General features: G+C 69.2%; 14 protein-coding genes, 2 tRNA genes and 2 pseudogenes. 9 read left to right on the top strand and 9 right to left on the bottom strand.

Going from position 1 to position 22,086, the window contains the following annotated elements; translation table 11 throughout:
* Positions 1-731: 731 nt before the first annotated feature.
* Positions 732-1,142: pseudogene (locus tag OG559_RS12825) on the bottom strand (site-specific integrase); the annotation flags it as partial.
* 854 nt (positions 1,143-1,996) lie between these two features.
* On the opposite strand from OG559_RS12825, the gene OG559_RS12820 reads away from it, so the two are divergent.
* Positions 1,997-2,908: a hypothetical protein gene (locus tag OG559_RS12820; protein ID WP_405115456.1), complete on the top strand. Its 912-nt coding sequence runs from the start codon at positions 1,997-1,999 to the stop codon at positions 2,906-2,908.
* Between the two features lie 302 nt (positions 2,909-3,210).
* On the opposite strand, the gene OG559_RS12815 is transcribed toward OG559_RS12820, so the two are convergent.
* The gene (locus tag OG559_RS12815) at positions 3,211-4,053 is read right to left on the bottom strand and encodes a DUF6597 domain-containing transcriptional factor (protein WP_405115454.1); all 843 of its coding nucleotides are present in this window, start codon (positions 4,051-4,053) and stop codon (positions 3,211-3,213) included.
* A 26-nt stretch (positions 4,054-4,079) separates the two neighbouring features.
* On the opposite strand from OG559_RS12815, the gene OG559_RS12810 reads away from it, so the two are divergent.
* Entirely contained in the window at positions 4,080-4,472 is a 393-nt protein-coding gene (locus OG559_RS12810) for a VOC family protein (protein WP_405115452.1), read from the top strand.
* A gap of 419 nt (positions 4,473-4,891) precedes the next feature.
* Here OG559_RS12810 and OG559_RS12805 read toward each other — a convergent pair whose 3' ends face one another.
* Complete coding sequence (locus OG559_RS12805) at positions 4,892-5,116, bottom strand: hypothetical protein (protein WP_405115450.1); 225 nt, start codon at positions 5,114-5,116, stop codon at positions 4,892-4,894.
* Positions 5,117-5,145: 29 nt separating this feature from the next.
* Complete coding sequence (locus OG559_RS12800; protein ID WP_405115448.1) at positions 5,146-6,093, bottom strand: transposase family protein; 948 nt, start codon at positions 6,091-6,093, stop codon at positions 5,146-5,148.
* Between the two features lie 375 nt (positions 6,094-6,468).
* Here OG559_RS12800 and OG559_RS12795 point away from each other — a divergent pair, with 375 nt between their 5' ends.
* The 4 genes and pseudogenes from OG559_RS12795 to OG559_RS12780 all read left to right on the top strand — a co-directional run bounded on the left by OG559_RS12795 (position 6,469) and on the right by OG559_RS12780 (position 14,609).
* Positions 6,469-12,585, top strand: coding sequence for a DNRLRE domain-containing protein (locus OG559_RS12795; RefSeq protein WP_405115446.1), 6,117 nt, complete (start codon positions 6,469-6,471; stop codon positions 12,583-12,585).
* 97 nt (positions 12,586-12,682) lie between these two features.
* Complete coding sequence (locus OG559_RS12790; protein ID WP_405115444.1) at positions 12,683-12,922, top strand: hypothetical protein; 240 nt, start codon at positions 12,683-12,685, stop codon at positions 12,920-12,922.
* Between the two features lie 94 nt (positions 12,923-13,016).
* Positions 13,017-13,370 (top strand): annotated as a pseudogene (locus OG559_RS12785) (IS6 family transposase); the annotation flags it as partial.
* A gap of 141 nt (positions 13,371-13,511) precedes the next feature.
* Positions 13,512-14,609: an integrase core domain-containing protein gene (locus tag OG559_RS12780; RefSeq protein ID WP_405115441.1), complete on the top strand. Its 1,098-nt coding sequence runs from the start codon at positions 13,512-13,514 to the stop codon at positions 14,607-14,609.
* Between the two features lie 579 nt (positions 14,610-15,188).
* On the opposite strand, the gene OG559_RS12775 is transcribed toward OG559_RS12780, so the two are convergent.
* From OG559_RS12775 to OG559_RS12765, 3 genes are all read right to left on the bottom strand, one after another.
* A tRNA-Arg gene (locus tag OG559_RS12775) sits at positions 15,189-15,261 on the bottom strand.
* Positions 15,262-15,296: 35 nt separating this feature from the next.
* Positions 15,297-15,387 (bottom strand) — tRNA-Ser (locus OG559_RS12770).
* A gap of 493 nt (positions 15,388-15,880) precedes the next feature.
* Entirely contained in the window at positions 15,881-16,435 is a 555-nt protein-coding gene (locus tag OG559_RS12765; RefSeq protein ID WP_405115438.1) for a hypothetical protein, read from the bottom strand.
* A 22-nt stretch (positions 16,436-16,457) separates the two neighbouring features.
* Here OG559_RS12765 and OG559_RS12760 point away from each other — a divergent pair, with 22 nt between their 5' ends.
* Complete coding sequence (locus OG559_RS12760; RefSeq protein ID WP_405115436.1) at positions 16,458-17,174, top strand: hypothetical protein; 717 nt, start codon at positions 16,458-16,460, stop codon at positions 17,172-17,174.
* Between the two features lie 75 nt (positions 17,175-17,249).
* Here OG559_RS12760 and OG559_RS12755 read toward each other — a convergent pair whose 3' ends face one another.
* Positions 17,250-18,020 carry a CPBP family intramembrane glutamic endopeptidase gene (locus OG559_RS12755; RefSeq protein ID WP_405115433.1) on the bottom strand — a complete coding sequence of 257 codons (771 nt, stop codon included), beginning with the start codon at positions 18,018-18,020 and terminating at the stop codon, positions 17,250-17,252.
* 144 nt (positions 18,021-18,164) lie between these two features.
* On the opposite strand from OG559_RS12755, the gene OG559_RS12750 reads away from it, so the two are divergent.
* Positions 18,165-19,283 (top strand): globin domain-containing protein, encoded by a 1,119-nt coding sequence (locus OG559_RS12750; protein ID WP_405115431.1) that lies wholly within the window; start codon positions 18,165-18,167, stop codon positions 19,281-19,283.
* A 163-nt stretch (positions 19,284-19,446) separates the two neighbouring features.
* On the opposite strand, the gene OG559_RS12745 is transcribed toward OG559_RS12750, so the two are convergent.
* Entirely contained in the window at positions 19,447-20,976 is a 1,530-nt protein-coding gene (locus OG559_RS12745) for a peptide deformylase (RefSeq protein ID WP_405115429.1), read from the bottom strand.
* A 327-nt stretch (positions 20,977-21,303) separates the two neighbouring features.
* Here OG559_RS12745 and OG559_RS12740 point away from each other — a divergent pair, with 327 nt between their 5' ends.
* Positions 21,304-22,080 (top strand): IucA/IucC family C-terminal-domain containing protein, encoded by a 777-nt coding sequence (locus OG559_RS12740; RefSeq protein WP_405116620.1) that lies wholly within the window; start codon positions 21,304-21,306, stop codon positions 22,078-22,080.
* Positions 22,081-22,086 lie beyond the last annotated feature (6 nt).

Raw genomic sequence — 22,086 nt, 5'->3', positions numbered from 1 at the left:
CCGCACACCAGGTTCTCGAAGTCGATGAACACGGCTACGCGCTCCTGCGCCGGGTAGGTCACAAACGGTTGCGACCTGCGCCATCGCGCCAGCGAAGAGGACTTGCCGTCCAAGCGCGTCAGCCAGTCCGGGCGCACCGGACGCCCGTTCGCGTGGACGAACACTCGCCCCTTCGGATCAACCCTGCCGCGGCGGCGCCGCTGCTCGTGCCACAACTCCCACAACAGCTTCACCGTCGCCTCGTCGAGAGCCAACGTCCGCACCCCCGCCATCGACTTGGGCGGACCGATGTGCTCCCGTCCACCGATGACGATGACCTGCTCCCTGATCGTCAACTCCCCCGCGGCCAGGTCGACATCCTCCCAACGCAGGCCCGCCATCTCGCCCCGACGCGGGCCGCGCAGGGCCACCAGCCACCACAACACGAACAGCGGATCGTCGCGCACCGCCTCCAGGAACCGCGCCAGATTGTTCAGATCCCACACCGCGACCCGTGGGCGCACGCCGGTCTCACGCCACACCGCCTCATGCTCGTCATCCCAGACCACCGCATGCGGGCGCGCACCGTTCGGCAGCCGCAGATTCCGGGCGGGATTGTGGCCAACGATGCCCTGCCGTCTCGCCTCCGACAACGCGCTGCGCAGCACCGCGCGGATCCGGCTCACGCTGCCCGGCGAGATCAGCCGGCCTCCGCGCACGACCTGACGGCAGATCGCGTCCATGGCCCGCTGAACGGTCTTCGTGCGCAGCTTGCTCAACCGGAAGCGGCCCAGGTGCGGGATCAGATACCTGTCCACGACGCTGCGGTAGTTGAGCACCGTCGTGGGCCTCAACCGGCCCTCCAACTCGGACAGCCAGAAGTGCAGCCAGCGTCGCACGGTCCAGGTCCGCGCCACCGCCTCCGGCCCCGGCAATTGGGACAGTTCCCAGCAGGCCCGTTCCGCCTCGGCCAGGGTGGCGAACCCGCCCCGACGGACCCGATCACGGCCACCATCGGCACCGGCGACCTGCACAGAGAAGTACCAGCAACCATGACTGAGGTCCGCCAGCCGCTCGCAGCGCGTGCCGAACTGCTTGCCCGTCGCCTCGTCGCGGCAGCCACACCGCCGGTACACCCGGCCCAAGCCATCCGAGGTGCGCATCAGCACCCACTCCAGCAGCCCGGGCCCACAACAAGCAGAGCCCGCAGCGCCGCCGAACAGACATGAGCCGCCGGAACATGAGAACCGGACGCCAACCCACCGAACGTCATAATCTTCCTCAATCAGATTGAGTCCGACTACAAACGAGAAGTTGGGAGTCCGAGCCCTTCGAGCGCACCTATCTGACGAACCTGTTGCGCCGCCACACAGGTCAGCAGCTCAGGGTTGCCGTGCGAGCCCACGAACGTGTGCCACAGCCATGACTCACACGTGACTCACACGACGACAGGGAAGATAGCCGATCGGCTATCTTCCCTGGTCAAACAAGTGCGCCCGAAGGGACTCGAACCCCTAACCTTCTGATCCGTAGTCACATGCTTCAATGCGTAAAGCGACTTGTCCAGTCAATTCCAGCCCCGTCCACCCCGATCCGAATGCGTTATTGCAGGTACGGGATTAGTGCGGCATTCATCAATATGCCTTCCACTCAGAAGTAGAGTCGAGAATCCGGCTCAGTCCAGTCCGCCTGGGCCAGTTCCCCGACGTCCGAGCACCCACGGAGCACCCCCGATCACCCCGACCAGAGCGGGGTGCGACGGCCACCCTTCGCCATGCTGGGAAGTCGGATCCGGCGAGGGGCGCAGCGGCGTTCTGTTGAAGATCGAGCTTGCCTGGTAGGTCTGACTCTGATAGTCAGGTATCTGGTCACGCGGCCAGGGTCGAACCCTGGCAGGCAGCCGCGAATCTTCCTGGGCACCGGCGTTGTGGACGTACCGCGACGTGCAGCCCCGTCATGCTCTCTCCCTCGCGGAGCCCGCCCGTTGAGTGGGCCCAACCATTAGAAGGACTCCCAGATGAGGACGACCTATCACGGCTTCCTGCCGCAGCACACCGCCAGTACCCACCGGGTGTTCGCCATCGTCGACCACGGCGGCGGGGAAACGGTGGAGGGCCTGGCCACGTTCCCCACTCCGGAGAGAGCTGACACCGTCGCGGATCTGTTGAACCTGATGACCGCCGGGCACCCGCCCAAGCAGACCCGGGACCGGTTGCTGGCCGCGCTCGACGCCGAGCCGGGCCCGGTCCGCGCCGCGGTCACCTCGATCGTCGATGCCCTCGATACCAACCCTCATGCCCTGGCCGTGCACCTGCGACGCCGAGCGACCGCAGGATTCGCCAGCTTCCCGGTCACCGGCTGCCCGACGGGTGGATGCGACACCTGCACGACGTGCGCCGATGGATGCCTCGACTGCACTGCATGCGACAGCGGCGAGTGCGACACCTGCATGCCGCCGGTGATCACCCCACGGACCGCGCTGCTGCTGCACACCGCTGCGGAGATCCTCAGCGACGAGGTCACGGCGGCGTTCGAGGACCCGGATGGCTGGGAGGCGTTCCCGCCGTTCTTCCGGTATCTGTCCCCGGTCGCGGTGGAGCGGTTCCGCACCGCGTTCCTCGACCTGGCCGCGGACCTCGCCCACGGCGTCGAACCCCACCCCCGTACCAACGCCGAAGAGATGGCCCTGCACCTCATGACCGACCGCGCCACCGTCGAACTCGAACTCGGCGCCTTCGACGACGACTTGGAGCAGCTCCCCGAATCCACCGCCGACTACGACTGGGAGGGCATCCTGGACACGCTCTTCCAGGACAGCGACTACGCCATGCTGATGACCAATCCCGGCAAGCTACATGCCAAGACGATCGCCAGCCTGTTCGAACCGTTCGACAACATGCCCGAGCGCCCGTACGCCGCATCCTTCTGACGAGCGGGCGAATGTTCCGCCTCGCGCGGCGCACCGCGTCTGCGGTGCGCCGCCTCGTCGGAATGGTTCGCACTGCCGGGGTTGGACGCCGTGCCGCAGCCTGAACCAGTTCGCTCCCCGCCGACGTGACCCCGCTCCCACCGGTCACCCCACCCTGCCCACCAAGATCAGCCGGAGTAGGGCTCCTTTGGGACCGGACGCCAGGCGTGGGGAACCGGATGAGCGGGGTCACGTGGAGGACCTCAGCGCCGCCACGGCGGTGCTTCCGCCGCGACTGGGGTCGCCTGCCCGACCCAACGGGATCACTGCGGGCGATGTCGGTAGGTGCTGGGCGGGCAGCCGACCAGCGCGGCGAAGTCGCGGCCGAAGTGTGCCTGGTCGAACCACCCATAGGTGGCCGCGAGTTCGGCCAGCGATCCGGCGTACCCCTCGTCGAGGGCGGTGACGACATCGTGCATGCGGTAGCGGGCCAGCACCCGCTTGGGTCCGACGCCGAGGTAGCGCGCGAAGAGCCGCTCGAGCGCGCGACGCCCGATGCCGTGGCGCTCGACGATCTCGTCGACGCGCAGCAGCGATCGGTCGGCCAGCATGTCGGCGACGACTCGCAGCAGCAGGTCGTACGCGGAGTCGGCCTCGGCAGGCAGGAGTCGTTCGAGCGCGGCGCAGGCTGCGGCCGTCGCCTCGGCAGGCGAGATCCCGGCGGCGAGGTTGTCGAGCTTTTCGTGGACGATGATGGGCAGCACTTCCTTGGCGGTGACGGTCCGGTCGACAAGAGCCTTGGCGTCATGGCCGGTCAGCGCGGTCAGCGCTCCCGGCCGGAGCTTGACCCCGTGCACCCAACCGCGACCGTGCACGTCGAAGTCGAAACGGCGGGTCACCACACCAGTCACGAGCACCTCCTCGCCGGCCGCCTCGGGCCGGCGCGCGGCACCTCGTTCGACGGTAACGTTGCACGAAGGGTGCGGCACAACCGAGCTCGTGTACGTGGTGCCGGGTGACAGATCCCAGCACAGCGTCCAGTGGTACTCGACCCACCGCGAGAGCACCGGGGCCGTATCGGTCCGCTCGCTCGAGACGTACCGCGCGAGTTCCTCGGGTCGCAGGATCCCAGCACTCGTGGTCGTCGCGTATTTGCTAGTCGGCACCCGGCCAGCCTAGGGACGATCGGGACATGACCGATACCGCTGTAACCGCACCGACCGCCACCTTGAAGATGACCACGCTGGACGCCGGGGACGTCGCCGCCGAGGCGACGTTCTGGGCCGGCCTGCTCGGCTGGGAGGTGGCCCTCCAGCAGAAGGAGTACGCAATGCTGACGGGACCCTCGGGAGCACCCACGCTGGGGATCGGACTCGTCGCCGATCACCAGCCGCCGACATGGCCCGACGAGGGCGGACGCAAGCAGTTTCACCTCGACCTCGCCTGCGACGACATCCCTGCGACCGAGGACCATGCCCTCGGCCTCGGTGCGACGCTGGCGGACCCCCAACCGGGCGAGACGTGGCGCGTGCTGATCTCGCCAGCCGGGCACCCGTTCTGCCTCACCGACGCTGCGAACTGGTAGCTCCTGGCGGCGCTGGCGAGCGCGCTGCCGACCCGGCGGTCACTCCGTCACGGTCCCGCACGGTCTGTGTCGACATCGTGCGGTGAACCCGCACCGCCGTCCTTTCAGGTGGCGGTCGGGCCGCTACCGCCCACGAACGCGATCCGTGCACCGGAATCTGGGCTCTGTCTCACATTCGGCTCTGTCTCAGGACGACCTAGTCGCCGGCCGATACGACCGGACGGACGACGCCGGCTGGGCGAGGGGTACCAGGCCACCCACGATCCGATGGGCCGTACCCTCTCCGAGGTCGTCTACCTGGGCGACTCGCCGGTCGGCCGGTGGAGGTTCGACGGAGAGATCGACGCGAGCCGCACCGCAGACTCCGTCGGCAAAAGCTCACGGTCGGCCTGCAGGTCGTTGTCGGTCTGGTTGGCCGCTCATTGATCGACGAGCCGGGGTGGAAGCGGGCTTGCGGCGAGGCAGCCCTCGACCACGGTGAAAGCGTCCCGGTTGAACGTGCCCTTGCGGAGCGTGAACCGGTACGGCACCGGCGAAAGCCCTGCTTCGTCGGGGTCGTCGCCGGGATTCGTGACTGCGGGTTTGACCTTGCCCCCTCTGCGGTTCGGCATCGTGTCGATGATCTCAATTACGACCTCGTGCACGGTTGACGGTAGAAAAGCAGCGCACCGTCTCATCGAATCTGGGGCGTGGCGGGTAGGGCCCTGATTCGCCGGGCGTTGTGCTCGGTGCGGTCGGTATGTTGGTGCTCGGACAGGAGACCGGCGATCGCGCGGATGGTGGTGTCGAAGGACTCGCGTCGGCCGTGGTAGCGGCCGAGGATCCGCCAGTTCTTCAGGTGTCCGATGGCGTGCTCGACGCGGATGCGTTGGGAGGAGTGCCGTTTGCGGGTCGCCTCGTGTGCGGCGATGACGCTCGGTGGTAGGGAGGTCTGGCGTTTGCGTGGCTTGGGTCTCGGGGTGATGACCGCGCCAGCGGTATCGGTGCCGAGGCCCTGGTAGCCGGCGTCGGCGAGGATCCGCACGCCGAGTGGCGCTTGCAGGAGAAGGTCGACCAGGCCGGCGGTGCGGGCCTGGGTGATGTCGTGCATCGAGCCCGGACGGGTCTCGCCGCAGAACAGCAGCCGACCGAGCGGATCACAGATCACCAGGGCTTTCATGGTGTTGAGCCGGGCCTTGCCGGACACGAACCGGTCCCGACCCGCACGGCCGGCCACCGGCCGACGCACCCGCACCTCGGTGGCGTCCATCAATGCCTGCGGGTGGTGCCCGAGGTAGGCCACCACGTCGGAGAGGGTCCGGAGCCGGACGCCGTCGTGCACCAGGCAACCGCGCTCGGCCAGCAGCGGCCGGACCTCGGCGATGCTGCGGCTAATCGTCGAGCGGTGCACCCCGAACCAGGCAGCGACCACATCGTGGGTCAGCCCGTGGCGTAGATGCACCAGCGTGGCCAGCAGCCGATCAACGAACCCGAACCGGTGCTTGGCTCCTGATCCGACCCGGCGACGGCGTGTCCGCGAGGCGAGCCGGTCACGGTGCTGTGCCCGCCACTGCGGCCCCACCTCGCTGACCAGGCTCTCAATCACCGAGCGGGACAGGCCCGTCAACCGCCGGTTCGTCATGATCGCAGCACCTACCATGGCACGCACAACGATCATCGATACTCAAGGATTCGCAACCATGCACGAGGTCGCTAGCGTCTCTGCTGAGCATTTGCTAGCGCAGCGATCCGACTAGCCAGTGCAGACAGTCGATGCGCTCGCTTCCACTCGTTACTCAAAGTTTCCTTGCCTTCTACGCTGCGTGGTGTTTAACTTTTGCCGCCGGAGCGCCAACGCCCCGGTGTGACGGGGGATCTCGCGTTGGACTGCTGGCATCATCCTGCCCATGTTCGCTGGTACTCGTCGGCCGGACGTGAACATCTCCCTGTCGCACACCACCGACAATGGAGGCTGAGGTTGCGTCTATCCCGCCCATTCTTCCTGCTAGCACCGGCGTTGCTGCTGCTGGCAGGCGTCGCTTTGCCGGCCACCGGGCCAGCCGCAGCGGCACCACCCCTTCGAGCCCGGGCGCAGCAGTACGCCAGTGAGGCCGCAGACATTCGGTCCGCGCGTCTCCTGGCCCGGCTGTCCGGTAAGCGGGTCGAAGCCCTCTCCGAGCGAAACGAATCCACAACCACATGGGTGAATCCGGACGGTTCGCTCACCTCTGAACTGTCGTCCGGACCTGTGCGGTTCAAGCGCGACGGAAAGTGGGTGGACGTCGACCTCACTCTCCGCAAGGAAGCGGACGGCTCGGTCGCCCCGAAGGCGCACCCAGAGGGCTTGCGGTTCGCCGCCCCGGGCGGCTCCCGGTCCCGATCGCTGGCCGAGGCTCGTAGCGCTGCCGCCCGCCCGCTGGTTACCTTCGGCGAGGGCGACCAGCAGATCGCCCTGCAATGGAAGGGCGGCTTGCCGGAGCCAATGGTGAATGGCACTACGGTGACCTACCCCGACGTCGTCCCGGGCGCTGACGTGGTCGTCGAAGCCACCCGGACCGGCTTCGACCAGTACACCGTGATCAAGCAGCGGCCGGCTGCGGGTGACTGGTCATATACTCTCCCGCTGCGCACCCCTGGCCTGAAGGCGGCCAAGCAGGCCGACGGCAGCCTGCTTTTCACTGACGCGAAGGCGCGTAAGCGCGCGGTCATGCCAGCACCGATGATGTGGGACGCCGCCATCAACCCGGTCTCCGGCGAGCACACTCACAGGGTGCCGGTCGACATGAAAGTCGTTCAGCACGCCGGCTCGATTGATCTGGTGCTGACGCCGGATGCGAAGTTTCTCGCGGACCCGACGACCCGTTATCCGGTTACCGTCGATCCGACCACGGCCGCGCTCGGCAACGTCTTCGACACCCGGGTGCAGCAGGGCGAAACCATCGACTGGTCGGCCGACACCGAGTTGTACTGGGGCAACCCTGGCAGCACCAACCCGGACGGTAGTTCTCGCTGGGCCCGGGCGTTCATCACCTGGAACACGGCAGCGATCGCCGACTCGATCGTGATGGATGCCGACGTCAACCTTTGGAACTTCCACTCCGGCAACTCCGGCTGTGCCCCTGCAAGCTGGACGGTTTGGGACACGGGCGCGCCGTCCACTGCGTCCCGCTGGACCAACCAGCCGACCTGGTATCAGCAGATGGCCGAATCGACGCAGACCAAGGGTCGCTCCGAGTGCGGCGGCGATGGCTGGATTTCGGCTGATGTCACCACGCTCGTTTCGGCCTGGGCCGGCGCCAAGAACAGCCGTTCGCACATGGGCCTGCGCGCGCCGTCCTCCTCCACCAGTGAGTGGAAGCAGGTGAACTCTGGCAACGCAGCGACCAACGTGCCTAAGCTGACCGTGACCTACAATTACCGGCCGCGCACCGGCACCAAGCAGGAAGCTGGCCCGCCATACTTCTCCTACGGCGGCAGTTACGTGGTGAACACAACCACTCCGACGCTACGGGACACCTTCGTCGACTCGAATGGTGACAAGGTTCAGGCTACCTTCCAGGTGTACGACGTGACCACCAACACCCAGGTCGGCGCGAACTACATTTCGAAGTTCGTGCCGTCCGGCCAGGTCGCCTCGGTCGTCGTGCCGGCCGGCGTGTTGACCAACGGCAAGACCTACAAGTTCCGCACCTCTCCGTACGACGGCACGCATTACAGCACCACATGGTCGGCCTTCAAGACCTTCACCGTAGACACCACCCCGCCCTCGGCGCCCACGAGCGTTGTCTCGACCGACTACCCTTCCGGGCAGTGGGTCAAGGGCGTGGGGCAGACAGGCACCGTCACGGTAACCCCGCCGGCCGCCGGCCACAATTGGCTGGAGTGGTCGCTGGACGGCTCAGCCTGGACCAAGGTCGCCACGGGAGGCGCGGCCACGGCCGTCGCCATACCGGTGAGCCCGGCTCGCGACGGCGAACAGACCTTCCAGGTCCGCTCGGTGGACCAGGCGGACAACAAGTCCGAGGCGATCAGCTACACGATCAACGTCGGGCCGGGCGGCTTTGTCGCACCGGACGAGGGTGAGCGCACCGCCCGACGGCTACCGCTGGTCGCTCAGGCCGACGCAGCCAAGTACACCAGCGCCACGTTCTCCTGGCGACGCTCAGCGGCCGATCCGTGGGTAGTCATCCCAGCTGCGCACATTACCGCTGCTGACAACCCTCTCGCCGCGCAGCCGGTGCCGTTGACCGGCGGCCGAACGTCCAACCTGGTATGGAACGCTACCGACACGGTCGACCCGGACGGCAGTGTCCAGATCAAGGCGGACTTTGCCGGCCCGAACGGTGCCGCAGGCAGCAGCAACCCGCTGGCCGTGGTGGTAGACCGCAACGCCGACGTCGCGGCCTCCGAGAATCTCGGGCTCGGCTCGGTTAACTTGCTGACCGGTGATTACACGATCACGCAGACAGACGTGTCGGCGCATGCACTTTCGGCCACCCGCACCGCCTCGTCGCGCACCCCAGACAAGGGTGCCAACCAGGAGGGCCAAGCACCGATCTTCGGCAAGGAGTGGGTGGCTGGCACGATCGCCATGCTTCCGGAGTTCGACGGCACACACATTCGCCCGATCTCCGACACCGCCGTCATGCTCGTGTCCGCCGATGGCGATGAGACCAGCTTCACCGCGAACGCCGCGCGGACTGGCTGGGTACCAGAACCCGGCGCCGAGGAATTCATCCTCACCGGCAGCGTGACCGGCACGTTTACGCTGGTCGACACGGACGGCGTGGCGAGCGTCTTCGCCAAGCCGACCACCGAGTCCGGTACTTGGCAGTTGCAGAAGACGGAACTGGACGGGCTCGCCGACTCCACCACCACCGTGGTCTCCGAGGCCGTGCTCGTAGGTGGCAAGACGGTGGTTCGGCCCAAGCGGGTTGTCGGCCCGACGTCTGCGGTGTCCGCCGCGACCTGCGGGCAAACTCCGACCGCAAAGGGGTGTCGGGTGCTCGAGTACGTCTACGCGACCGCCACCACGGCCGCCGGCGGCACCCTCGGTGACTACCTCGACCAAGTAAGAGAGTTGCGGCTCTATTCGACCGAGCCGGGCGCCGCAGCGGCCACGGCTAAGGCTGTGCAGAGCTACGCGTACGACGCGTCCGGCCGGCTGCGGGAGGCTTGGAATCCGCTGATCAACCCGGCAGTGAAGACCCAGTACACGTACGACGCCGCAGGTCACGTCACCCAACTCACTCAACCCGGTGAACTGCCCTGGGCCTTCGCATACGATTCGGACGGCAAGCTGCTCACGGTTACCCGGCCGACTCTGGCGGCCGGCAGCACCGCGACCGTAGATGGTCAAGCGGTGACCAGCGTCGTCTACGACGTGCCGGTAAGCGGGCCGAAGGCGCCGTACTCGATGGGCGCGACCGACGTCTCGTCTTGGGGCCAGAAGGCGGCCCCGACCGATGCCACCGCGATCTTCCTGGCGGACTCGGTGCCCTCGGCGCACACCGGCGGCTCGCTCGACGCCGGCGACTACGGCCGGGCCAGCGTTCACTACCTGGATGCCTCTGGCCGAGAGTCGAACAGCGCCGCACCCGGCGGACACGTCACCACCACCGAGCACGACCGGTTCGGCAACATGGTCCGCGATCTGACTGCGGCGAACCGCTCGCTGGCGCTCGCCCGCACCATCGAGGACCACGAGGCCCTCGCCGAACTGGGCATAGCCGGACTGCCTACGGCGGAACGCGCCGAGTTGCTCTCCACCCGGTCGCTCTACAACGACACCGGCACCCGGCAGCTGACCGAACTCGGCCCGCTGCGCCGGATCGACTTGACCGCCGACCTGAAGGATGGTGGCACCACGCTGCTTCCGGCTGGCTCATCCGCAGTGGCCCGCACCCGTACCGACAACCAATTCGACGCCGGTCGCCCCACCGACGGCACGGCCAAGGTCCGGGACCAGGTCACCAAGGTGACCACGGGCGCCCAGGTCCTGCAGTACCCAGCGGTACTCGGCGAAGCCCGAGTGACCCAGACCGACTACAACTGGGCGAAGGGTCTGCCGGTCAGGACGATCAAGGACCCGGGCGGGCTGGCTGTCACCAGCACCAGCGACTACGACGCACAGGGCCGAATCATCCGTCAGGTAGCACCAGGCAGCAACGGCACAGATTCGGCTACCCAAATCACCACGTACTGGTCGGCAACCGGTAGCGGGGCCTGCCAGGACCGGCCGGAGTGGGCCGACCAGCTCTGCTCAACCGGACCGGCTGGCGCGGTCACCGGCGGGGGCACCAACCCTGCGGCGATCCCGACCAGCACCACCGAGTACGACTGGTGGGGCAACCCAGCCAAAGTGACCGACACTGCCAACGGCACCAGCAGGGTCACCAGCACCACCTATGACCCGGCCGGTCGTCCGTCGACGGTCACCACCACCGGCGGGACGGGCGCTGCAGTGCCCGCCGTCACCACCGAGTACGACACGGCAACCGGCCGGGCCGTACGGAGTGTGTCGCCGACTGCGGGCACCATCACCAAGGTGTACGACGTGTTGGGCCGGATGCTGTCCTACACAGACGCGGATGGCGGCCGGACCACCACTGAGTATGACCGACTCAATCGGCCTACCAACGTGTCCGACACCGTGCCGTCGACAGTGACATATACATACGACCATACGGCCGAGCCGCGCGGCTTGGCCACCCGAATCATCGACTCAGTGGCCGGCACATTCCAGCCGACGTACGACGCCGACGGATCGGTGACTCAGGAAAAGCTGCCCGGTGGCTATACGCTGCATGTTCGAGAGAATGCCGTCGGTTCAGCGGTGGAGCGGACGTACATCCGGGACAGCGACGGTGCGCTAGTCTTCGCCGACACGGCCACGCGGACGGCCCACGACCAGGTCACGAGCCACACGGGCTGGTCCGGACAGGAGTACAGCTACGACGCCATCGGCCGGTTAACCAGCGTCCGGGACACCTCGAACGCTGTCTGCGTGAGTCGTGGTTACACGTTCGATGGCCGTAGCAACCGCAAGACGGTCACGACCGCGACTGGAACCCCGGACGCCGACTGCCCAACGACCGGTGGCGCAATCACCAGCTACACGTATGACAGTGCCGACCGGCTCGTCGGCTCCGGGTACGTATACGACGCGTTCGGCCGAGCCACCACAGCAAGCGGCAACGGCACGGTCGCGTACTTCGCCAACGACCTACCGCAGCAGCAGGCCGCCGGTGGAAAGCGGCAGACCTGGACCCTCGACCCGGCGCACAGGGTGAGGACCACAGTCGCCGAGACCGGCAGCGGCAGCACATGGACCACGGTCGGCACCAAGATCAACCACTACTGTAGTGAGAGCGACAACCCGCGGTGGATTGTCGAGGACAGCGCGGGTACGGTCACCCGCAATGTCACGTCGGCCGCCGGTGACCTCGCCGCCACTACCGGCAAGACCGGCCAGACCGTGCTTCAGATGTCCGACATTCATGGCGACGTGGCGCTGCTGATGCCGCTGGACACGGCGGTACCACCGGTCGCGCTGGACAACGACGAGAACGGCAACGCTCGACCGCAGCAGACTCCTGTCCGGTACGGCTGGCTTGGTGCCAAGCAGCGCGCTGGCGACACGGTCACCGGGCTGATCATCATGGGTGTACGGCTATACGATCCGGCCATCGGTCGGTTCCTGTCGCTCGATCCGCTCTACGGCGGCGGCGAAAACCTGTACGGTTACCCTGCCGACCCGGTCAACCAGTACGACCTCGACGGCCAAGCTTGGAAATGCAAGGCAAAGTGCGCGTTGGTCGGCAACGACTCCAAATGCACGGGTTACGTCTGGGGGGCCGGCAGCGGCAAGACCGAGAGCGACGCGGTCAAGAACGCCAAGAAGGACGCGTCCAGCCAAGCGCCGCGAGGCTGCCGCACCAAGCACTGCCGGGCGGTGGACTGTACGAAGAGTCGGATCCGCCAGTTTTTCGACGGCGACTTCACGCCACGCGTCATTCACCAGCGCAACCCACCGGACTGGATGCGCCGCTGGAACCGATGGTCCGGCGGCCTGTTCTTCCGCAGCGCGGTCTGGCGGGGTACCTACGGCAGCTTGTGCGGATGTGGGCCCTGATCACTGTCCCCTAGACTGACCCGGGCTTGCATGTGAGGGCCGGTGCCGGCTTGCTAAGCCGGCACCGGCCTCTTGCCGACAGTTGGAGATGCCGCGTATGACCACCCCTGAAACCGATGACGGCCGGGCCCAGCTATGGCGGATCACCATCCCGGTGATCGCCTCAGCCAACGAGGTCGATGTCTTAGCCGATCGTCTGGTCGAGACTCTCTGCCCGGACACCGCCCACGAGGGCCCCTGTTCAACGCCATGGGCGCTACACGTCACCGACGGCAATTCGCTGAGTAAGGCCGAGCAGCGCCGCCTCCGCGAAGAGATAGCCGACACCAACGGCTGAGCACCCGCAGGATTCGCACCATCCTGCGGCGGATCTGTTGCGTTGGGCGGAAGCATGATCGATTTCAGCTTGCCTGGTGTGGTCTGCTTGCCCGGTGAGGTCGTCGTCTCGTGTCCGGCCCTGGTCCCCGCCGTCGTCGGCGTTCGTCGGGTTCCGGTTCCCGCCCGAGGTGATCGTTCTGGCGGTCCGCTGGTACCTGCGGTTCAACCTCTCCTGCCGAGACGTGGAGGAACTGCTAGTCGAACGCGGTGTCGAGGTGGATCACGTCACCGTCTACCGGTGGGTGCAGCGATTCACCCCGCTGCTGGCCGACGCCGCCCGGTTCGCTCGCCACTCACCTGGTGACCGCTGGCACGTTGACGAGACCTACGTCAAGGTCAACGGCATCTGGCGGTACGTCTACCGGGCCGTCGACCAGCATGGTCAGATCATCGACGTGCTCGTCTCGACGCTGTGGATGCCGAAAGCCCCATCCACCCTGGCCACAGCCACGTGATCACCAAGCATTGGAGCGGCCGGTCCTGGCGCGGAGTAGGCCGGGCTGAGTCGCGGCAGTGGTCGCCGTCGTGTGCTGCATGACGATAGGGGTGTGCTGTTTCGACTGGCGTACCTCGGTGTGACCAACGCTCTGGCCCTGCTGCGGCTGTTGCCGATGAGCGACCGCGACAAGGACGCCGAAATCCTGGCGCTGCGGCACCAGATCCTGGTGCTCGAACGGCACCTGCACGGCGACCGGCCCCGGCTCACGCGAGCCGACCGGGCCTGGCTCGCGGCCCTGCTGCACCCGCTGCCACGAACCACACTGAACCACCTACGGCTACTGGTCCGCCCGGAGACCGTACTGCGCTGGCACCGCGACCTGATCGCCCGCCGACACGCCCGGAGTTCCCGGCCACACCGGGCCGGACGGCCACGAACGATCCGGTCGATCCGCCGACTCGTCCTGCGCCTGGCCCGCGAGAACACCACCTGGGGATACCGCAGAATCCACGGCGAACTACTCGTGCTGGGCGTCAAGGTCGCCGCCTCCACGATCTGGGAGATTCTCAAGGACGCCGGTATCGAACCGGCACCCGAGCGCACCAGCAGCACCTGGGCGGCGTTCCTACGATCCCAGGCCCACGCCATCATCGCCGCCGACTTCTTCGAAACGACCACCCTGACCGGCGCCCGCCTCTACGTCCTGGCCGTCATCGAGCACACCACCCGCCGGATCCGGATCCTCGGCGCCACCGCCCATCCCACCGCCGCCTGGGTGACCCAAACCGCCCGCAACCTGGTCATGGACCTCGAAGACACCGGATGCCAGGTGAAATACCTGATCCGCGACAGAGATGGTAAGTACCCGGCACTGTTCGACACCATCCTCACCGACGCCGGGATCGGCGTGATACTCACCGGGGTACGGATACCCCGGATGAACGCGATCATGGAACGCTGGGTACGGACCTGCCGCCGCGAACTCCTCGACCAGACACTGATCCTCAACCAGCGACACCTACAACACGCGCTCCGCGAGTACGAGAACTTCTACAACGAACACCGTGCACATCAAGGCATCGCCAACGCCCGGCCACTCGCCCTGCTACCCGAGCCGATCACCGATCCGAACCGGCTCGCCCACCTGAACATCCACCGACGCGACCGCCTCGGCGGCATCCTCCACGAATACGAACATGCCGCCTGACCTGCCCGGATGATATTTTCGGCAGGTACAGCGTCGCCGACGCCACCCTGCTCGAGCCGCCGGCCCAGCTCCTGTCCACGGTGATCAGCGGATACAAGCAGGCCCGGGTACGCCTGCACGCTCCGAACCGAGCGCCTGGCACCCGGTCGGCCGGAGTGGGCCCGGCTCGGAACTGCGCTGTCCCCATGCCCCCACCGCCTAACTGGACGTCTGCTTCGCGTGCGCGGCAGTAGCGACGGATTCACGTCTCGGCCTCGACAACGCGAGCGGCCTACGACCCGCAATCTTGCCCGGGGTTGGGGCCGGCATCCTCGAACGGCTCGGCAGCCACCCGAGCAGCCGAGGATCATCGTCGGGAGAACACGATGCATCCCGGCATTTGGGCGTTCGGGGCGTGGAAGCCTGCACTCTATCCCATGATCAAAACCCACTCGGACAGGGCAACCGCTGGCCGGACAGAGCCGGACGTGAGGGATGCTCGTCGCACGAGCACCCACCGAGCACCCAACCGTCCACAAGGGACAGAAAAGCGAAGGGGCCTGACTGCCATTCCGGCAGGTCAGACCCCTGGTGATCTTGTGCGCCCGAAGGGATTCGAACCCCTAACCTTCTGATCCGTAGTCAGATGCTCTATCCGTTGAGCTACGGGCGCTTGCTGCTCGACCAGTCTACACACCGGCTTTCGCGCGGAGACTCCGGGATTCGAACCCGGGAGGGGCTTTAAGACCCCAACCGCATTAGCAGTGCGGCGCCATAGACCAGACTAGGCGAAGTCTCCTCGGTGACCCGCAGACCACCGCGCCCGAGAATACAGGTCCGCACCCGTCCGGAGCAAAGCGACTACCGGAGCCGGGGCGAAGGCACCTGAGGAGGACCGCGTGGTCGCCGCTTCCCACCCAGGCGATTCGCCGGTGTGGAACACCCGGATCAGGGCTACGCTTCATCGACATGGAGGAGCAGCCGCCAAGCGACCCGCCCCGCCGCGAGCCTGGTGAGGGCGCGCGCCGCCGCCGTCCTCCGCGCGCGGCCTTCACGCCGCCCGTCCCTTCCGATCCCGCTGCGGCCCCCGCCGACGCCCCGCCTCCAGACGTGACGAGGCCACAGCCACGCCGGGCCCGGGCGGCGGCCCCCACCGTGCTCTTCCAACCGCCCGATCCCCACCGGCCAGCTCCGCCGCTACCGGCCCCCAGATCCGCCGCAGGCCGGCCGGTCCCGGCCACCGAAGCGGCCGAACCGCCTCAGCCGCCGAGGGGCACGGCCAGCCAAGACGGTCAGGAACACAGCGGCACCGACGACGCACCCCCCTCGGCGGCCGAGTCGGAACCGGTCGCCCCGCGCAGCCCCCGTTCCGAGGCTCTTGAGACGGACGTCACCGCCGTCGGCTCGGCCCCCGGGGCACGGGCCACCCGGAGGACCCCAGCTCGGAAGACCCCCGCTCTGAAGGCAACTGCGGCCAAGGAGGCCGCCAGTGCGGCCCCGGCCGAGGAGGACGCCACTCCGACCGCGGCCGGCAGGACCGCCACGCCGAAGAGGGCCGCCACGCCGAGGAAGACGACCACCGCGCCCAGGGAAAGGTCCGAGCCCAGGAAGGCCTTCGAGCCCGAGGAGACCACCATCCTCGGACAGGCCGCCGCCCTGAGGAAGACCGCCGCCCCGAAGAAGCCCACCGGCGTCGCCCAGCCGAAGAAGGCCGCCGCCGCCCGGAGAAAGGCCACCACCCCAGCGGAGCCGGCGACCCCGAAGGCTGCGACCCCGAAGGCTGCGGCCCCGAAGGCTGCGGCCCCGAAGGCTGCGACCCCCGCGAGGGTCACCCCCGAGACAGTCACCGTCGAGACAGTTGCGCCCTCGATGGCTGGTCCGGAGACCGCAGGCATCGAGGCTGGTGCCGGGGCGGGTGGCCGGGCGCCGGGGGCGGCGTCGGCGCGTACCGACGTGGGCGGCCTGCGGGCGGCGGCCGTGCGGGTGCTCGACCACCCGGGCTTCGCCCCGGAGCTGCTGGCCCTGGCGGCGGTCCGGGCGCTGGGGCCGGGGGCGCGCGACTGGGCGGCGTCGCTCCGGGGCGTCTACCCCGACGCGACGCCGGACGGGCTGGCCCGGCTCGCGACCCGGCGGTTCGTCCGGCTGGCTGCGGCGGGCGGGGCGACGGCGGCGCTCGCGGGCCTGTTCGCGCCGGTCGCGGAGCTGGCGGCGGTGCTCTGGACGCAGGCCGGCCTGGTGCTGCACCTGGCGGCGGCGTACGGCCGGGATCCGGCCGACCCGGAACGGGCGGTGGAGCTGCTGGTGCTGACCCGGGTGCATCCGGACGCGGAGAGCGCCCGGGTGGCGTTGGCGGCGGCGGAGGCGGCGACCGACCCGGTCGAGCAGCCGTGGCCCCGGGTGGCTGAGGCTGCCTGGCGGTTGGCCGCGCCGCTGGCCGTGCAGGCCGGGGGGTGGCTGGGGCTGCGGGTGGCGTCCCGGCTGGTGCCGGGCGCGGCGGTGCTGGCCGCCGCGGTGGGCGGCTCGGCCGCCGCCGAGCGGCTGGCCGCGCGGGCGGTCGACGCCTACCGTCCACCGCGTGCCCGCTGACGGCAGCGCCCGCCGGGATGGTCGGGCGGAGCGGAATCGACGCGTGGCGCGGGCGTCGGCTTGCGGGGCGGCCCGTCAGAGCCAGTCGAACCAGGACCTCGGCAGGAGGGCGTAGCCGACGAAGGCGACCACGTCGAGCAGGGTGTGCGCGATGATCAGCGGCAGCACCCGCTTGGTGCGCAGGTAGAAGAAGGAGAACACGACGCCCATCACGGCGTTGCCGAGAAACGCGCCGAAGCCCTGGTAGAGGTGGTAGGAGCCGCGCAGGACGGCGCTCGCGGCGATCACCGCGCCGAGCCGCCACCGGAGCTGGCGCAGCCGGGTGACCAGGTAGCCGACCACGATCACCTCCTCCAGCACGGCGTTCTGCACGGCGGCGAAAATCAGCACCGGGACCGCCCACCAGACCTCCGGCAGGCCGGCCGGGACGAGGGTGGCGTTGACGCCGAGCTGCGCGGCGACCCAGAACAGCGCCAGGCCGGGCAGGCCGATGAGCGCCGCCAGGCCCGCGCCCCGGGCCAGGTCGGAGCCGGGCCGGCGCAGGTCCACCCCGAGGGTACGGACGGGGTCGCCGGGGTCGCGCGCCAGCAGGTGTACGGCGAGCAGCACCGGCAGCAGCGCGAAGACGATGCCGAGGAGCTGGTACGTCAGGTCGAGCCAGGGGCGGGCCGACTGGGAGGTGTTCAGCGCGGCGGTCTGCCTCGACAGCGGCCCGTCGGCGGTCAGCTTCGCGATGATCGACACGAGCGCGTAGACCGCCGACTGCCCGAGCGAGAGCCCGAGCACCAGCAGCGTCTCCGTGCCGAGGACCCGGCGGGACGCCGGCCGGTTGAGCTCAACGGTCACCGCACCACTGTGCCCGACTCCGACGGCCGGCGGGACAACGGGCCGAGGGGCGGCATGAGGAGATCGCACATTCTGTGCGACCGGTGCACACGCTCCGTGGACATTCTATGGGGGCCCGATCCGCCGGTCAGGAGGAGGAGCGTCTTGGACAACGTCGCGCAGCTGCTGAAGGAGAGCTGGACCCTGGTCGAGGAGGACCGGGGCCGGTTGAGCGGTCATTTCTACGCCCGGCTCTTCCTCCTCGACCCCGCGCTGCGCCCACTCTTTCCGGCGGCGATGACCGGTCAGGGCGACCGCATCCTGGACGCGATCGTCACGGCGACCCAGGTGGTGGACGACCCGGAGAGCTTCGACGAGTACCTGCGCTCGCTGGGCCGGGACCACCGGAAGTACCACGTCGACTCGGCGCACTACGAGACCATGGGCGTCGCCCTGCTGGACGCGCTGCGCAGCACCGCCGGGGACGGCTGGAACCTGGAGTACGACCAGGCATGGCGGGACGCGTACGCGGCGATCGTCGAGAAGATGCTGGCCGGGGCGGCGGCGGACGAGAACCCGCCGTACTGGCACGCCGAGGTGCTGACCCACGAGCGGCACGGCCCGGACACGGCGGTCCTGACCGTCCGCGCCCTCCAGCATCCGCTGCCCTGGCGGGCCGGCCAGTACGTCAGCGTCGAGGTCCCCCGGCACCTGCCCCGGGTGTGGCGGACGTACTCGGTGGCGAACGCCCCGAACGACGACAACGTCCTGGAGTTCCACGTCCGGACGCCGTCGGGGGCGGGCTGGGTGTCCGGGGCGCTGGTGCGCCGCACGAGGCCGGGGGACCTGCTCCGCGTCGCCGCGCCGATGGGGTCGATGACCCTGGACCGCTCCTCCGAGCGGGACATCCTGTGCGTCGCCGGCGGGGTCGGGTTGGCCCCGGTCAAGGCGCTGGTCGAGGAGTTGACCGACTGGAACCGGACCCGCTGGGTGCACGTCTTCTACGGCGCCCGGCACGCCGACGACCTGTACGCGCTGGACGGGCTGCGGGCGCTGGTGGCCACCCACCCCTGGCTCTCGGTCACCCCGGCGTGCAGCGCGGAGCCGGACTTCGACGGGGAGCGGGGCGACATCTCGGAGGTGGTGGCCCGGTACGGCCCGTGGACCGCCCACGACTGCTACGTCTCGGGCTCGGCCCGGATGGTCCGGGCGACCCTGCGTGCGCTCGCCGGGGACGACGTGCCGCCTCCGAACATCCGGTACGACACCTTCGGTGAGCTGTAGCACGACGCCGTACCGGCGTTCGGCGAACGCGCCGGGCCGGGCCGGGCCGGGCCGCCGAACATTCCGGACGCCCGGACGAAGACCTTCCTCCCCCCGAAAAGGACCGGGTCGCGTGCCTCCGCCCCCTGGGGCACGCGACCCGGTCCGCCCCCTCGCTCGTCTCTCAGTACCGCCAGGGGTTGCCGGTCTCGCGGTACTCCTCCACCGGCACCAGCGGCACGCCGGGCGTCATCCGGTCGACGTACAGCCGGCCCTCCAGGTGGTCGATCTCGTGCGCGACGAGCCGGGCCATGGCGAACTCGAACGAGGTGATCATCCGGCCGCCGTCGCACTGCGCGTGCTCCACGTCGATGCGCAGCGGCCGGGGCACCAGCCCCCGGTGGTCGAAGAAGGAGAGGCAGCCCTCGTACTGCTCGTCGGTGTCCGGGGACGAGTCGACCACCCGGGGGTTGAGCAGGATCACCGGATCGGCACCCCGGTCGGGCGGGCGGACCACGGCGGCGGCCCAGGCGAGGCCGAGCTGGGGGGCGGCGATGCCGACGCCCTTGCTGAACGGGTGCAGTTCGTCGAGCCGGACCAGCGCCGAGCTGAGCCGGTCGACCACGTCGCGGGCGGTCGCCTCGTCGGCCGGCAGGCCGAACTGGCGGCTGGGCTGGCGCAGCAGGTCCGCGCCGCGCTGCACGATGCCGAGCCCTCGCATCCGGTCGCTGGCCCGGACCCGGCCGCCGCCGACCGGCCCGCCGGAGTCGGACTCGGGCGGGCGGTTGCGGAACCGCCACTGCAACCGGTACCTGGCGTTGAGCGGCGGGTCCTCGGTGGCCCAGTCGAAGATCGCCCGGCCGCCGCGCTCGTGCCGGCTGATCGGGCGGCGCAGCGGCCCCTCCTCGGACGAGAGCGAGGTCTCCACCCCCCATACCTGGGGGGCCAGGTCCGTGGGCAGGTCGAGCCGGACCGCCAGGTGCCGGGTCGGCAGGCGTACGGCGCGCTGGAACCAGGGGCCCCACTTCTCCCGGCTCACCCGGTACGCGTACTCGATGGTGACCCGCTCGCCGGGGTAGAGCGGGAAGCGGCCCTCGTCGTTCTCGAAGAGCAGCCAGATCTCCTTGAACGCGTCCCGGTCGTGCTTGGCCCGCCAGTGCATCGGCTCGGGCTCTCCGCCGTCGTACCGGTACGACAGCAGTTGCAGCTCGGCGAAGGTGAGCGGGTGTTCCCGGTGGTGCCGGTTCGACCGGCCGGGGTCGTTGGGGTACCGGTCGACGGCGACCCGGACCAGGTAGCGGGTCACCGGTTCGGTACCGGCGTTGTAGAGCTCCCGGCGGATGACGCACCGGTAGCCCTCGTCGGTGTGGGTGAGGGTGGCCAGTTCGCCCTCCACGATCAGCCCGGTGCCGGGGGGCATCCACTGGCCGGGGGCGGGGTGGTCCCGATGGGGCGGGGTGGGGCGGCCGTGCCGGAGCTCGTCGTACTCCCGGAAGCGCTGCCAGATCGCGCCGCTGGCCGCCAGGACGGCCTCGGCCCGGCGGGCGAAGTCCTCGGTCGGCCGGTGCCGGCGTCCCTCGACGTGGCTGACGTAGGACGGGTCGAAGCCCATCAGCGTGGCCAGTTGCTTCTTGGACATCCCCCGCTCGGTCCGCTGCCGGGCGAGTTCGGCCGCGAACGAGTCGGCGGCCCGCTCGATGGGAGAGGTCGTCATCAGCTTCCTCAACGCAGGGGAGTATCAGTTTCACTTTCCGTACGTGAACGCGCACGGATTTGGCATCTTGTCGACACTGGGCTTGACAATCCACGCATGAACGTCAATACCGCCGGCGGCCCGACCCCGCCCCGGCCGACCGGCGTTTTCCCCGGTCCCGGCCGGGTACCGCCCCGGCACGCCCCCGAGGCCGGGGAGCCCGCCAGAGTGACGGCCGCCTCCCGGTCGCCGCAGGCCGGGGCTTCCCCTACCCCCGAAGCGTTGGTTAGGCTAGCCTTAGTTCACGGCTCGGAGCTTCGGTCGAGGGGAGATGCGGTGACAGCGGTGATGCCCACGCGGGAGACCACGACGCCCCTCGCCCCCGTGACCGCGACCCTGCGTGCCATGTTCGGCACCGACGACCTGCCCGGGCTCGCGCCGGGCCTGCTGGTGACCGACGACCGGTTCGGCTGGGCCCCGGCCACCACCCTGGTCGACGGGACCCGGCTGCCCGAGCTGCTGCACGCCGCCGCCCTGCTCTGGGGCGGCACCCCGCACGCCTGCGCCGCGCTGGCCTGGAAGTCGTACAGCTACTGGGTCGCCCTGCCGGCCGTGCTCGGCTGGGCGGCGGCCCGCCGGGTGCCGCTGCTCGACCCGGCCGACGTGCTGATCCACTTCGAGGACCACCGCCCGCTGGTCACCCTCGGGCTTCGCCGGTCCACCACCGTCGCGGTGCTCCCCAGCGACCCGCTGGCCCTGGCGGGGCTGCCCGAGGTCCGGGTTGTCGCCGACGAGGCCGCGCTGCTGGCCGTGCTCCGCGCCTCACTGCTCGACGCCCACCTCGCCCCGCTGGTCACCGCCATCCAGGCGGAGGTCCGCATCGGCACCCGTACGCTGCTCGGCTCCGTCGCCTCCGGCATCGCGCACGGCGTGCTGCGGGCCGCCGACGCGCTGCCCGGCCCCGCGACCCGGCACGTCGAGACTCTGCTGCACGCCCTCGACCTGGCGGACCTGGTCGAGCTGGTGCCCGGCCCGGCCGGCGAGCCGACGGTCCAGCGTCGCACCTGCTGCCTGGCCTTCACCCTGCCCAGGCCGAAGGTCTGCCAGGGCTGCTGCCTCCGCTGACACGGA

This window comes from Micromonospora sp. NBC_01405 (assembly GCF_045040155.1).
GTDB lineage: Bacteria > Actinomycetota > Actinomycetes > Mycobacteriales > Micromonosporaceae > Micromonospora.
Note: the sequence above shows the minus strand (reverse complement) of the source record. Positions and strands in the feature narration are given on the sequence as shown.

Bases quoted from the DNA above. Each gene is read 5' to 3' on its own strand.
- OG559_RS12820 (WP_405115456.1), top strand. From the start codon at position 1,997: ATGAGGACGACCTATCACGGCTTCCTGCCGCAGCACACCGCCAGTACC.
- OG559_RS12810 (WP_405115452.1), top strand. From the start codon at position 4,080: ATGACCGATACCGCTGTAACCGCACCGACCGCCACCTTGAAGATGACC.
- OG559_RS12800 (WP_405115448.1), bottom strand. From the start codon at position 6,093: ATGACGAACCGGCGGTTGACGGGCCTGTCCCGCTCGGTGATTGAGAGC.
- OG559_RS12790 (WP_405115444.1), top strand. From the start codon at position 12,683: ATGACCACCCCTGAAACCGATGACGGCCGGGCCCAGCTATGGCGGATC.
- OG559_RS12760 (WP_405115436.1), top strand. From the start codon at position 16,458: ATGGCTGGTCCGGAGACCGCAGGCATCGAGGCTGGTGCCGGGGCGGGT.
- OG559_RS12745 (WP_405115429.1), bottom strand. From the start codon at position 20,976: ATGACGACCTCTCCCATCGAGCGGGCCGCCGACTCGTTCGCGGCCGAA.
- OG559_RS12740 (WP_405116620.1), top strand. From the start codon at position 21,304: ATGCCCACGCGGGAGACCACGACGCCCCTCGCCCCCGTGACCGCGACC.